This is a genomic window from Microcoleus sp. N3A4 (assembly GCF_036701805.1).
Lineage (GTDB): Bacteria > Cyanobacteriota > Cyanobacteriia > Cyanobacteriales > Microcoleaceae > Microcoleus.
The window spans coordinates 178,884-192,430 of sequence record NZ_JAUBRJ010000002.1 but is presented as its reverse complement, the minus strand read 5'-3'; the positions used below and the strand labels follow the sequence as shown (position 1 = coordinate 192,430).

At 44.3% G+C, this 13,547-nt stretch carries 9 protein-coding genes; 5 read left to right on the top strand and 4 right to left on the bottom strand.

The annotated features are described in order from the left end of the window. Nucleotides 1-417: 417 nt before the first annotated feature. The 4 genes from map (at nucleotide 418) to QUA56_RS01940 (ending at nucleotide 8,891) form a co-directional block, all read left to right on the top strand. The gene (map, locus tag QUA56_RS01955) at nucleotides 418-1,245 is read left to right on the top strand and encodes a type I methionyl aminopeptidase (RefSeq protein WP_333352447.1); all 828 of its coding nucleotides are present in this window, start codon (nucleotides 418-420) and stop codon (nucleotides 1,243-1,245) included. 190 nt (nucleotides 1,246-1,435) lie between these two features. After that, nucleotides 1,436-2,128: a response regulator transcription factor gene (locus QUA56_RS01950; protein ID WP_333352444.1), complete on the top strand. Its 693-nt coding sequence runs from the start codon at nucleotides 1,436-1,438 to the stop codon at nucleotides 2,126-2,128. 618 nt (nucleotides 2,129-2,746) lie between these two features. Then, the gene (locus QUA56_RS01945) at nucleotides 2,747-3,106 is read left to right on the top strand and encodes a hypothetical protein (protein WP_333352442.1); all 360 of its coding nucleotides are present in this window, start codon (nucleotides 2,747-2,749) and stop codon (nucleotides 3,104-3,106) included. 613 nt (nucleotides 3,107-3,719) lie between these two features. After that, nucleotides 3,720-8,891: an nSTAND1 domain-containing NTPase gene (locus tag QUA56_RS01940; protein WP_333352438.1), complete on the top strand. Its 5,172-nt coding sequence runs from the start codon at nucleotides 3,720-3,722 to the stop codon at nucleotides 8,889-8,891. A gap of 71 nt (nucleotides 8,892-8,962) precedes the next feature. On the opposite strand, the gene QUA56_RS01935 is transcribed toward QUA56_RS01940, so the two are convergent. Both QUA56_RS01935 and QUA56_RS01930 read right to left on the bottom strand, forming a co-directional pair. Then, the gene (locus QUA56_RS01935; protein ID WP_332980082.1) at nucleotides 8,963-9,235 is read right to left on the bottom strand and encodes a type II toxin-antitoxin system RelE family toxin; all 273 of its coding nucleotides are present in this window, start codon (nucleotides 9,233-9,235) and stop codon (nucleotides 8,963-8,965) included. Beyond that, on the bottom strand, nucleotides 9,222-9,434 hold the full coding sequence (locus QUA56_RS01930; RefSeq protein WP_333052595.1) for a hypothetical protein: 213 nt from the start codon (nucleotides 9,432-9,434) through the stop codon (nucleotides 9,222-9,224). The genes QUA56_RS01935 and QUA56_RS01930 overlap by 14 nt, the downstream gene beginning before the upstream one ends. 227 nt (nucleotides 9,435-9,661) lie before the next feature. Between QUA56_RS01930 and QUA56_RS01925 the strand changes: the two genes are divergently transcribed. Next, on the top strand, nucleotides 9,662-11,935 hold the full coding sequence (locus QUA56_RS01925) for an FdhF/YdeP family oxidoreductase (protein ID WP_333352434.1): 2,274 nt from the start codon (nucleotides 9,662-9,664) through the stop codon (nucleotides 11,933-11,935). Nucleotides 11,936-11,966: 31 nt separating this feature from the next. Here QUA56_RS01925 and QUA56_RS01920 read toward each other — a convergent pair whose 3' ends face one another. Both QUA56_RS01920 and QUA56_RS01915 read right to left on the bottom strand, forming a co-directional pair. Next, the gene (locus tag QUA56_RS01920) at nucleotides 11,967-12,614 is read right to left on the bottom strand and encodes a hypothetical protein (protein WP_333352432.1); all 648 of its coding nucleotides are present in this window, start codon (nucleotides 12,612-12,614) and stop codon (nucleotides 11,967-11,969) included. 140 nt (nucleotides 12,615-12,754) lie between these two features. Further along, nucleotides 12,755-13,273: a deaminase domain-containing protein gene (locus tag QUA56_RS01915; RefSeq protein WP_333352429.1), complete on the bottom strand. Its 519-nt coding sequence runs from the start codon at nucleotides 13,271-13,273 to the stop codon at nucleotides 12,755-12,757. Nucleotides 13,274-13,547 lie beyond the last annotated feature (274 nt).

Sequence of the window (13,547 nt, the reverse complement as noted above, 5' to 3'; positions counted from 1 at the left end):
TCTTGTGGGGAGTAGGGGTTGGGCAGGAGATCCGCCCCGTGAAGGCTGATTGACAATGGTGCTCTGGGCTTGATTTCCAAGGGACTCGGCGGTTGAAACCGCTTTTTTGACAAGCGAATTTCAAAGGTGGTACCCGCCACGCGATCGATCCGTGGAATCAATCCAAAATCTCAAATCTAAAATCCTCAAGCCCCCGAATTTATCTCGCGCAAGTCAATCTAAAATCTCAAATCTAAAATCTAAAATCGAATGACCCGCCAATCCCGTGCCGATTACTGAGAAAAATATTAAGCTAGCTTAAGGCACGAGCGATCGACAGTTCGGAACAAGACACCCGTTTTTCCACAAAAAGCTGGATATTTGCCGTTTATTGCTTCAACCTACCGTCAAAGTACAAAATTACCCGCCAATCAATACATGAATATTTTTAGCAGTCTGCTTTCTGGCCCAGCTCAAGCACCCCAAGTCAAAAAACAGCGTCGAGGCATTGAAATTAAGTCGGAACGCGAAATCGAAATTATGCGGCAAGCAGCGAAAATCGTTGCAACGGTACTCAAAGAAATTTCCCAAATGGTGAAACCGGGAATGACTACTGCTGATTTGGATGCTTATGCCGAAAGACGCATCCGCGAAATGGGTGCAACTCCCAGTTTTAAAGGTTATCACGGTTTCACGGGATCGATTTGCTCTAGCATTAATAACGAAGCTGTTCACGGCATCCCCAGTCCCAAAAAAGTAATTCGGGCCGGAGATGTTCTTAAAGTAGATACGGGGGCATATTACCAAGGTTTTCACGGCGATTCTTGCATCACGATCGCAGTTGTGGAGGTGACACCGGAATCGGCAAAATTAATTAGAGTTGCAGAAGAAGCTCTCTATAAAGGTATCGAACAAGTGAAGGCGGGAGCGTATTTGCTCGATCTGGCTGGTGCGATCGAAGATCATGTCAAAAGCAACGGTTTTAGCATCGTTGAGGAGTTTACAGGCCACGGTGTCGGGCGAAATTTGCACGAGGAACCGTCGGTTTTCAATTTCCGCACCCGGGAAATGCCGAACGTGAAATTGCGATCGGGTATGACATTGGCGATCGAACCGATTCTGAATGCGGGTTCTAAGTACACTCGCACGCTGGCTGACAAGTGGACTGCTGTAACAGTTGACAATGCTATGTCGGCTCAGTTTGAGCATACTGTGTTGGTGACGGAAACTGGCTATGAAATTTTGACCGATCGTTCAAAAGTTTAAGGGGAAAAAAAGACAATAGTTTTGAGTTTTGAGCTAAAGTTTTTATTCTGTAGGTTGGGTTGAGCGATGGCGAAACCCAACACCTTATTTAAAATGAAGATTTGGGCGGAGCGAAGCGTAGGGTTCGTTCCTCAACCCAACCTACAATATTTACTCGGACTTGATATTATATATTAAAAAGGTAACAGATATGTCAGCACGATTGTTATTGGTAGATGATGAACCGGGCTTGCGGGAAGCGGTACAAGCTTATTTGGAAGATAGCGATTTTGCGGTTGAGGTTGCCAGTAATGCTCGGGATGGGTGGGAACTCTTGCAGCAGCACAATCCCGATTTGGTGATTTCAGACATTATGATGCCGCAGGTGGACGGTTATCAGTTTCTCAAGCAAGTGCGGGAAGATCCTCGCTATAAGGCTTTGCCTGTGGTGTTTTTGACTGCTAAGGGGATGACGGGCGATCGCATTCAAGGCTATCAAGCTGGCTGCGATGCTTATCTTTCTAAGCCCTTCGATCCTGACGAGTTAGTAGCAATTGTCACGAATTTGCTGGCCCGCCGCGCGGCTGCTAAGGAGACGAGCGAAAATGCTGAAAGTCCCGATATTGCTGCTTTGACAAGCCAAATGGCGAGAATTGAGTCTTTGTTGAGCGGGCGGAGTTCGATCGCCCAAAGTCCTTCGCCGATTAAAATTGATTTGACTCCGCGAGAACAAAGTGTTTTGGATTTGGTTGCTCAAGGTTTGATGAATAAGGAAATTGCCCGCCGCTTGGAAACAAGCGTGCGGAATGTGGAAAAGTACGTCAGCCGTTTGTTTAGCAAGACGGGTACTAACAGCCGTACTGAGTTGGTTCGCTTCGCTCTCGAACACGGCTTGACTAAGTAGCAGCCCTCTCGACTTTGCTGGAGGCTCTTCCTTGCCGATCTGCGTTACTAGGAAGAGCCTGGTAACGAGAATTCTGCAAAAACTTAGAAATGTTAAGATATAAATATTGACAGATATTTGGTGGCTGTGGTATAGACACATCAGCAAGCTGACAGCGCTGGAGTGGGAAAACTAATGCGCGATTCCCTACGGGATAGCGACGCCGCGCGTACTCCTCACCGCTTTGAGTCTGACACGGACACTCGCAAAGGCTCGGAAATTACTTAACGGGAAAACCTGACTGTTTAAGAGTTTTCACGTAGTAAAAAGAAAGAGGAATAGTTGCCGCGATACCCTCCGTCAAGCAAACTTGCCGCGAAGTATCACAGATCGGGTTATATCCTGTGGGCAAAAAAGTCACTCTTAATTAATGAGCCTGCTCAGAAACTGATACAAGCCCCTGACTTAAGTCCGAAGCCGCCCACAATTTTAGACCAAAATTCAAGCTCTCAGATTCATCTGTGGAGTAAATCTAAAATCTAAAATCTAAAATCTAAAATTGACTGACAGCGCAGGAAAGTAGCAGCGGATGTTGAATTTATAGCAGCACCAAAGTTTAGTTTATACCAGGAGGATAGCATGAGGAAAATCACGGCGCGACAAACGATAAGTGCCATAGTAGCACTGCCGATCGTACTAATGGCTAATACAACTCAAGCTTTGGCCGCGGATACCGGTCAGAAAATAGATCCAATTAAGAAAGTTTCGGATTTTGGCGACGATCTGGATTTTGATATTGCCGCACCAACAACAATCAGCATTGAAGAAAGCGAGGATTGGGATGAACCTGATTTTGCAGCTACTTTAGATATGGAGATTAGTAAATTTATGACAAACAATCTTCAAGCTGTAATTGATGAGCCACCGCCGGTAGTTTATCTCAGTGATGTGAGGGGCCAGTCAAGCAAGGAATGCCGGATTTCAGCGATCTGCGAATAACTGAATCGGATTTGTGCGATTTGGGCGATCGCCCGGAGCCATTCAAACAAAGACTCTTTGGCTGGGTACAATTTGAGCTAGCGTAAAGATTTCAATAAAATCCGGTTGATTTTGCTGAGAATATGCGAATAACAGAGTATGTATTTTTTAGGGTATGCTTTAATTCGATCCGCTACAACAATAAGTATGCAGGCTGAAAGAAACTTAACTATGTGATTGTTTGCTGTGATTGGTAATCGCAAAAACGGGCTGAAAGAAACTTAACTATGTGATTGTTCGCTGTGATTGGTAATCGCAAAAACGGGTACAAATCAGCTTATATAGCGGTTCTCAAGTAAGTGAGGTACGTAGCCCTAGCTTTAGCCCTCTTAATTGTGCTTATGTAGTTAAGTGAGGTAAGCACCGCCATCAACTCCCATTACCAATTAATAGTCATACCTCATCTACCTGAGAAAGGCTATAGCAACCGCAAAAAGGGTGAGGATGTTCTTAATTGCACTTTCCCCATGCGGTCGATTCCTTATTCCTTCTTTTTACCCGATCGCCCTTCGGCTCCCTTCTTTCCTCAGCATTTGACCGCACCTATTCTGAGAAACTTTTTCAACTATTAATTATGATTAATTCGCACTGCCAGCAAGATACCGCAGCACAGCAAAACAAAAGTTCGCTGCAAACTCTCTCCCGAACTCTGAGAATGTCTCAGGGGCAATTTTCGCTGATTTTGGTACGGTGCAATTACAGCGGGATGAGAGAAGAAACTGTACGGCAATTGCGAGAGGAGTCTGGTATTGAGATTCGAGAAATTGTCCTCCCGGCATCTGTTAAAACTCTTTACACGACGATAGAAACCGAACTTTCCGGCAGCCAGCCGTCAGCTTTAATGGTGTTTGGATTGGAATCGGTAAGCGCGATCGATCGAGTGCTGAGTTCTACCAACTACGTGAGGGAAGAATTTCGGAATAATTTTCCCTTCCCGGTGGTGCTGTGGGTGACAGACAAAATCTTAAAAAAACTGATTCGGTTAGTAACAGATATCGAGACTTGGACGACAACTGTTGAATTTGTGCTCGGCCCAGACGACTTGGTGAATTTCCTGAGCAAAAGTGCCGATCGCATTTTTTCCAACATTTTAGAAAGTGGCAATTGGCGTTTAAGTAATTCGGCCATTCTCGGAGCCAATTCTTTGAGTGAATTAGAGTCAGCTAGCCGAGACTTGCAAACTTGCAACATCAGGTTAGAACCAGCTATTGAAGCGAGTTTGCAATTTCTTCGCGGTCGGCAAGAATATGCTTGTCAACGCATCCTGGCTGCCGTTGATTTATATCAAAAAAGCCTCAATTTTTGGAAGTATCAAGTAGCATTTATTGGCCCTAAAACTGAATTTAGCGATTTGTTGTTTACCGTTCACCCTGCACCGGTATTAGAGGGAATTATGCTATTCCACATCGGCCTTTGCTACCGCTTCCAAGCAGAACGACACCGCAGAGGCAACCGTCCTTACTGGACGGAAGCTAAGAATTATTTTCAGCAATGTATTGATGTTTTAGAACGCGCGGGACGGTCGGATGCCGTTGGTATATTCATCAATCAACTCGGCGAAGTATTGCAGCATTTAGAAGATTGGGATGCACTCTGGAATTTAGCTATCAAAGCTCGGAGGTTACATCAAAAGATGGAAAATTCAGCAGTTAATTTGGCTCAAGATTACGGCTTTTTGGCTAGAGTAGCCTTAGAGCAAAAGAACTGGCAAGGGGCGAAAGAATGGGCTTTAGTCGCTCTAGACGTTCTCAACTCAAATTTAGAAGCGACGGGACAGGGAACGCCTGTAAAGTCGCAGCATCAAGGCTTGTATCTGTTAATTTTAGCAGAGGCCCAGAGCCAGTTGGGTGAGATGCAGGAGGCGATCGCGCATTTAGAGCTTGCTCGATCGGAAACCGAACCTTGCTACAACCCACAACTGTATTTGCGGGTTTTAGAAATGCTGCGATCGGTCTATTTTCAGCGGGGAGAATATCTCGAAGCATTTCAAATTAAGCAAGATTATCGAGCGGTGGAACATACGTATCGGTTCCGAGCTTTTATTGGAGCCGGAAAGTTGCAGCCGCACAGAGAAGCAATTAATCCCGCCGAAACTCTTGCCGGCGCTGCTACTATTGCTGACGAAATTACTGCTTCCGGCAGAGAACAAGACCTCAACCGCTTGATATATAGGATGAACAATACCCCAAACAAACTGACAGTAATTTACGGTCAGTCTGGAGTCGGTAAAAGTTCAATTGTCACCGGGGGATTAGTACCGGCTCTCAAAGAAAAAAAAATAGAAATGCGGACTGTTTTGCCGATAGTGCTGCAAGTTTACAACAACTGGCCGCGGGAATTGACCAGACAGTTATCTGCTGGTAAAGCGGAAATATTCGAGCCGGAAATTTCCGAAGCAGTAACAGTAGATTTTCCAGTAGAAGCAGGCGCAGTCAAGGGAAATCTTATTTCGGGATTTAACGGCGACTCGGCTGGGAACAATGACGATAAAATTGAGCAGTCACAGCCAGTAGAATTAATCATAGAAAAACAGGCGATCGAATACGAAAACATTATCCAGGATCTGCAAAGAAATTCAGAACATTTAGTGACGGTTCTGATATTCGATCAATTTGAAGAATTTTTTTTCGTGTGGAAAGAGCCAGCGGAAAGGCAGATATTTTTTGATTTTTTAAGGGAATGTTTAAAAATCAAATATTTAAAAGTCATTCTGTCTTTGCGGGAAGATTACCTGCACTATTTACTGGAATTTTCCCGACCCAAAAACCAGACAGAATTTATCAACAATGATATTTTGGAGGACATTCTCAGCAAAGATATTCTGTTTTATTTGGGAAATTTTTCGCTGGGCGATGCGCGATCGGTAATTCGCACTTTAACTGAGCGATCGCAGTTTTACTTAGAACCAGAGCTGATCGAAGAATTAGTCAAAGATTTAGCTGGAGAATTGGGAGAAGTCCGCCCGATCGAACTACAACTTGTCGGCGCTCAACTGCAACAAGAGAACATTAGAACTTTAACTCAATATCAGGAACTGGGCAACAATCCGCAACAAAAATTAGTCGAAAGGTTTCTCGAAGAAGTCATCAAAGATTGCGGCCCGGAAAATGAAGTAGCGGCGCGCCGACTTTTGTATTTTCTGACAGATGAAGATGAGATCCGTCCCCTCAAAACACGCGCCGAATTAGCCTCTAATTTAGCGACATTTGCCGAAGCTGATAAATTAGATTTAGTCTTAGAACTGTTAGTAAAATCTGGTTTAGTTTTTCGGTGGACGGAACTGCCTGCAGAGCTTTATCAGCTCGTTCACGACTATCTAGTTAGCTTCATCCGCCAGCAGCAAGAATTAGATAAAAAGGCAGAATTTGAGGAACTGCGAAAGCAAAACCAAATTAACCGAGATGAAATTGAACAAATTCGCAAAGACAGAGAGCAAGATGCTTTGCTGTCGGAAGCTAGAGACAAACAGTACCAAGCGGAAGCTCAACTTTACAAAACTCGGAGATGGCAATTGCGGGCGGCGGTTCTAGGAGTGCTTGTACTCGGAGGTGTTTCGGGGATGGCTTTCGAGCAAGCAAAATTAGCAGAAAGCGCGCGGCAAGAAGCAGAAAAAAGTCGGACTGATGCCCTAAATTCGGGGTCGGAAGCTTTGGTGCTTTCTAATGAAAAAAATCAATTAGGAGTGTTGGGAAATAGTATCAAAATTGGTCGTGATTCTCAGAAAAGTACAGCGCTGCCTGCGGACACTAAAAATCAAATTGCTGAAAGACTCAGACAAGCAGTTTCTGGGGTGCAAGAACGCAACCGTTTCGAGATGCACAGCAAGTTTGTTTTGGATGTGAGTGTCAGTCCCGACGGCAATTCAGTTGCTTCGGCAAGTGCTGACAAAACTGTTAAATTGTGGAGCAAAGAAGGTAAGTTATTAAAAACTTTCAATCACCCGGATAGCGTGACGAGTGTTAGTTTTAGTCCCGATGGGAAAACGATCGCTACTGGTTGTGCCGATCGTACAATTAGAATTTGGCAAGTAGATAACGACAAAAGTCCGATCGGCATTTTATCCGGCCACCGCGATATCGTCACCAGCGTCAGTTTCAGTCCCGACGGCAAAACCCTAGCTTCCGCCAGTCACGACAACACCGTCAAAATCTGGAACCTTGCGAACAAAAAATTGCTGCAAACCTTAACCGGACACAAAGACTGGGTGCTCGGCGTCAGTTTCAGTCCCGACGGCCAAACAATTGCCTCAGCAAGTGTTGACAAAACTGTCAAACTTTGGAACCGAGAAAGTAAAACCCAGAAATTTAAAATTAATCCCAAAACATTAACCAAGCATTCTGGCATTGTTTACAGCGTTAAGTTCAGTCCAAACAGTCGAGAACTCGTCTCAGCAAGTGCCGACACCACAGCCAAAGTTTGGAACCGAAATGGTGAGGAAATCAGAACTCTCAAAGGACACAACGATGAAGTTGTCAGCGCGAGTTTCAGTCGCGATGGCGAAAAAATTGTCACCGGCAGTGCAGACGATACGGTAAAAGTTTGGAGTCGCAGCGGCACTTTGCTCAACACTTTTCGAGGACATCAAGACGACGTGAGGGCCGTCAGTTTCAGCGGCGACGGCACTATTGCTTCCGCAAGTAAGGACAAAACAGTGAAACTTTGGCAACCGGACAGCACTCCGTTGAATAAGATTTTATCGGGACACGGAGACTGGGTTTACAAAGTCAGTTTTAGTGCTGACGGCAAAACAATTGCTTCTGCTAGCGGGGACAAAACAGTGAGACTTTGGCACGCTGACGGTAGTTTATTCAAAACCTTAGAAGGTCACAAGGATTCTGTTACCTGGGTGAGCATTTCGCCTGATGATAAAACTGTTGCTTCTGCCAGCGATGACAAAACGGTGAAAGTCTGGAATTTAAACGGCAAACTGTTAGATACTCTCAGCCACAGCGGCATTGTGAGAAGCGTGAGTTTTAGTCCAGATGGAAAGATAATTGCCGCCGCAAGTGCCGATCGCAAATTGTACCTTTGGCGCTGGAACGGTGCTAAAGCAACTTTGCTGGCAAAACTCGATCACACCAATCCAGTAATTAGCGTTAGCTTCAGTCCCGACGGCAAAACTATAGCTACTGCTACCGCTGCTGAGGACAAGGCAAGCGGGAAGAAAAAGGCTTTTGAAATTACCGGAGAAAAGAGAGTTTACCTCTGGCAATTTAACGGTTCGTCGGCGAAGATCCTGAAAACTCTCGACCACCAAGACAGCGTTAAAAATGTGAGTTTCAGTCCCGACGGCAAGACTATTGCTGCTGCTTGCGCTGACAAAAAAGTTTACTTGTGGGGGTTTGATGGAAAGGTGGCGAATTTAACTGAAAAACTCGACCACAGCGATACTGTAGAAAGCGTGAGTTTTAGTCCCGACGGCAAGTTAATTGCGGCGGCGAGTGGGGGAAATACTGTTAAGCTGTGGGATTTTGACGGCAAGAAGGCGCTGCTATCTAAAACTTTAGAATCGAGCGATCGGGTGTTGAGCGTTACTTTTAGTTCGGACAGCAAAACTCTGGCTTTTGCTAGTAGGGATAGGACTGTAATTCTGTTGCCTGTGGAGAATTTGGAACTGAATAATATCATTGCTCGCAGTTGCGAGTGGTTGGGAGATTATTTGCAGAATGACCCGAATGTTGCTGAGGGCGATCGACTGCTTTGTCTTGGGTTTGGGAAACAGGCATTAAATAAGGGGAAGCGGTGAAATTGACAGGGGTAAGTTGCGGGCTGCACCCCCTACATAATTATATTTTACTAATTCTCATCAACATAATTTTATGGAAAAATTCTGTATATGTCTCGGCGGTGCGCTACTCGCTGACAAATTAAAGTTTTTGTCGGTGCATCAACTGTGAGTCCAATACGGTAGTCACCAACACGAATTTTATATTTATCTGGATAACCTTTCATTTTTTCCAGATATCCTAATGCAAAGGGATTGTCTGATTCTAAGAATTGAAAAACTATAGGTTCTATCCTACTTCTAATTTCAGCAGGTAAAGCAGCTAGTTCTTTGAGGAACCGATTTGTATATTCAACTTGCCACATTATTTTGTTTGATTGAGTTATAATACTTTAGTGCTTGTTCTTTTGATAATCTCTCATCACCTTCAGTTTCTTCTATAAGTTTAGCCAGACCATAGTTTTCCAAAATCTCCTCGATTTTCTCAAATTGTTCAAGGGGGATTTGAACAGCAATCGGCTGCTGATTTTCGTCGATTACATAACTTTTATGTAGTTCTAGCATTTTGTAGTGTTTATATCTGAGTATATGAATTATTATAATAGATACATTTTTTTTGTCAAGAGGCGATCGCGTCTGCCTGTCGAGTTGCTCAACCGATGGGTTAAACAAATCTATCTACTGGCTAATTGTGTTGGCAGTAAAATTCCGCTAAAATTCTCCTGACAAGCTTAACCTTTTTGGCAATTCCCCACCGAATTAACCAGCAATCAAAACCCGAGGTAAACCGCATGGACACCAACTCCCAAAATGTGCAACCCCTTCCGCCATTCAGCGAGACAAACGAAGAAACGCCAGAAATAGGCGGCGGTTTGCCCGTAATAGAATATTGGGCCGAACATACATTGTCCCCGGAAGGCCCGAAACTTTGGAAAACTTTGCTGCACAAAAGTGCTTGTTTGTCCTGTTCTTGGGGCACTGGCGGGCAGAAAGGAGGTTTTACAAATGAAGAGGGCGAAAAACTTCAGCGGTGCATGAAAAGTGTGGAAGCAATCTCCGCTGAAATCAAGCCGGCTATCTCAACTCAATTCTTTGAAAAGAAGAGTATTGCACAACTTCAGCAATTAACTTCAATGGAAGCCGACAGGCTGGGAAGGCTGAGTTTTCCGATGATTTTGCGGGCTGGTTCATCTCATTACGATCGCATTTCTTGGCAAGAAGTTTATGAAATTGCCGAAGCTGCCTTTCGCAAAAACCCGGAAAGAGTGGCATCTTACAGTTCCGGCCGCTCTTCCAACGAAGCGGCTTTTCTGCTGCAATTGATGATGCGGGCGATGGGTTCCAATAACTTAGCAGATTGTTCCGATCTCTGCCACGCTCCCTCGACAACTGGCTTAAGCGAAATGTTTGCCACCCGCACCTCGGTAGTGAGTCTAGAAAACTTGAAGCAAGCAGATTGCGTCGTGCTCGCGGGCAGCAATTCTTCCTACAACCATCCCCGCTTGATGAACGAATTGATTAAAATTCGCGACAAAGGCGGTAAAATAATTGTAATCAATCCGGTGATGGAAATCGGGTTAGTCAAGTTTGGTTCTCCGGCATTTCCCGTCAAGTCGCTCATCCCCGGTTCCGATATTTCCTCCTTATACTTGCAACCAATTCCCGGCAGCGATACGGCACTATTTCTCGGCATTCAAAAGTCTGTAATCGAACAAGGATTGCTGGACGAAAAATACTTGCAAGCTTATACAGAAGGCTGGGAAGCAGCAGTCCAGCACGCCCGCGAAACGTCTTGGGAAACTATTACTGAAACCTGCGGAGTTTCCCGCGCAGAAATTGAGGCAGCAGCCAAAATTATCGGCACTTCACAGCGGGTTGTCTTCGGTTGGGCGATGGGAATTACCCAACACGATAACGGCGTAGATAACGTTTTCAGCATCGCCAACACGGCCTTGATGACGGGAAATGTCGGCAAAGAAGGGGCGGGATTAATGCCGGTGAGAGGACACTCAAACGTCCAAGGATTCGGCTCTATGGGCGTCACTGTGAAGCTGAAAAAAGAAATTCAACAAGCTTTAGAAAAGTTATTGAATCGTCCACTCAGCCCTGTTAAGGGTTACGAAACTCGATCGCTCATTGAAGCAGCAGATGCAGGCAAAGTCGATACACTGATCTGTCTGGGCGGCAACTTGTATGGGGCAAATCCCGATTCAACTCAGGCAAAACGCGCTTTAGCCAATGTTGAAACCGTTATCTACCTCGCAACCAAACCGAATTTAGGACATTTTAGCGGATTGGCAAAACACAATACAATTGTGATTCCCGTACTGAATCGCTTTGAAAACCCCCACAAAACAACCGTGGAATCTGGGAATAATTTTGTGCGTTTAAATGATGAGGGCGAAACTCATCTCAAAAATGCCGATCTGATTTCAGAGGTAGAATTCTTGACGGAATTAGCTAGCAGAATTCACGGCGAGTTTCCGGTTCATTGGCGCCTACTTCAAGACACAAAATACGTGCGCCAACTAATTGCTCAAACTATTCCGGGCTATGAAAAATTAGGGACAATTGATAAAACAAAAGAGGAATTTACGATCGCAGGTCGTATTTTTACAGAACCTAAATTTCCTACAGAGTCTGGGAAAGCGAAGATGTTTGTCACGCCTTTACCTAAGCTGAAATTACCGCAACCTCAAGAGTTTGGAGTATCAGAATCAGTGCGGGGTTTAGTTGTGGCATTGATGACGGGACGCAGCTATTCTCAGCACAATACTGTCGTCTACAAAATTGATGACAAGTACCGGGGAATGCCGCACCGCAACTGCATTTTGATGAACAGTGCGGATGCAGAAAGCGCGGGTTTGCAAGAACATCAGCGCGTGACGGTGCAGGGAAATGTGGGAAAAATGGAAAATGTCGAGGTGATTTACGGGGCGGTGCGTGCGGGTGCTGCTTTGATGTTTTATCCTGAAGTTAATGTGATTTTTCACCCGGAGATTGAAAAGCGATCGGGTACGCCTGCTTACAAGCGCGTACCAGCTTTTGTTTATGCAGAAAGTTAAAAACAGAATACTATTGATTGCCTCATCGCAATTACGCACACTGACTCAGGGGCGGAAATTCCCATTTTCCCGAATATAAAGTAGATGGCAGCTTTAAGCAATAAGCAGCAGGAATCACCTCGATCAACCACCAATTAAACATATCTCGTCGGGCAGCAGCAAAACCAGAAATTGCATCTCCGGTAATGGCATCGTACAAAATATCCAAGATGGCATTATAAGCTGTTTTGGTGTTAAGTGTTTGCAGCAAGCCGTAGAAAATATTATAAGCTTCGTTACTAGCTTGATATTTTCCAATTTGGTTGATATTAGGAAACAAGGTATCGGCCCAAGTTTCTGGGATTTCACCGCCATCTTTTAGCCAACAAGATATAATTCCTTCAACGATATCAGCCTTGTGTTCTTCAGGAAAGTAATGTTTAATGGTCGGTTTAGCTGCTAATGCTATTCCATAAGCCATGTAGACATATCGCTGATGGGATATTGCATCATTAGGCATTCCAAAGGCCGTCATTACTTCTACAAAAGCTTCTTCTACATCGCTGTTTCCACCTAGTTCATATAAATCGTCATATTTTCTGTCCCAAACCGTGCGAAGTGTTTGCTGTAATTGATCGGGAATATGGGAGTTGCTGGGCAATTTAAAATCGGTGTAGTGGCCTATGTCAAACTTAATCATTGACTTTCCCTCCTTATATTTTTCATTTAATCGTAGACTAAGATAAAGCTTGTTTTAAGCTTCATATCACTTCCATTCTACCTTACCCAGAGAAGCCAGTAAAGCCTTGCTTGGCTCTACTGGCTTTTTATCCTATATTTCTACGGATATGGCTCCTTGTAGAAGATAATCACTTCAAAGTTCGGGAACAACCTAGCAAAGTCTTCATCGCAAGTAGTGTTACAGCCAGAACACATCTCCATCTCCGTGTAGAGGTAAAGCCTTCCTGTCGCATCCGAAGGTACACTATCTCCTTCCAAGTCTTCTGCAAGTACATTGAAGAGCTTATACTCAGCGTGTTTTTCGTTGTAATTATTATTGAATGATGCTCTGTCAATTCTTTGCTCAAAAAACAACTTTGGCCCATGATCTTGGCCTGGAATATTTAGAGGCTTTTTCTTGCTAGTAGCTTCTTTTCTATAAACTCTACCCGTTGCGAGTTCTAGTTTGGCAACAGCAACATTACCAGAACTGGCTTTTTTAATATGAGTCGATCGAACATCTTGAGCCTGAGTCCGCAGTTCCTCTACGATATCCGCATAGAACTCAGGTATGCCTTGGGGATACTCGTAATGAGGTGTGTTTCTATAGGGGTTTCCTGTAGTTGAGTTTTTATTCACGCGATTAATTTTAATTTGACCAACAATTATATATAACCTGACTTAGACATAAGCTTAAAGCCTCGTGTGATATTAATTCCGGCTGCGTTGGAATGATATAGAGGACACGGCAGTGCCGTTTCCCTACTCTAGATTAATTGTAGGGACTTAGGCACTCGCGGTGTCCTGATTTCGGGTTATATTAATTCCGATGCAACCGGAATTGATATGACTCAGGTATTTTGATTCTACCTTACTATATATAACTTCTCAAAATATAAGTTTTTAGCCAATT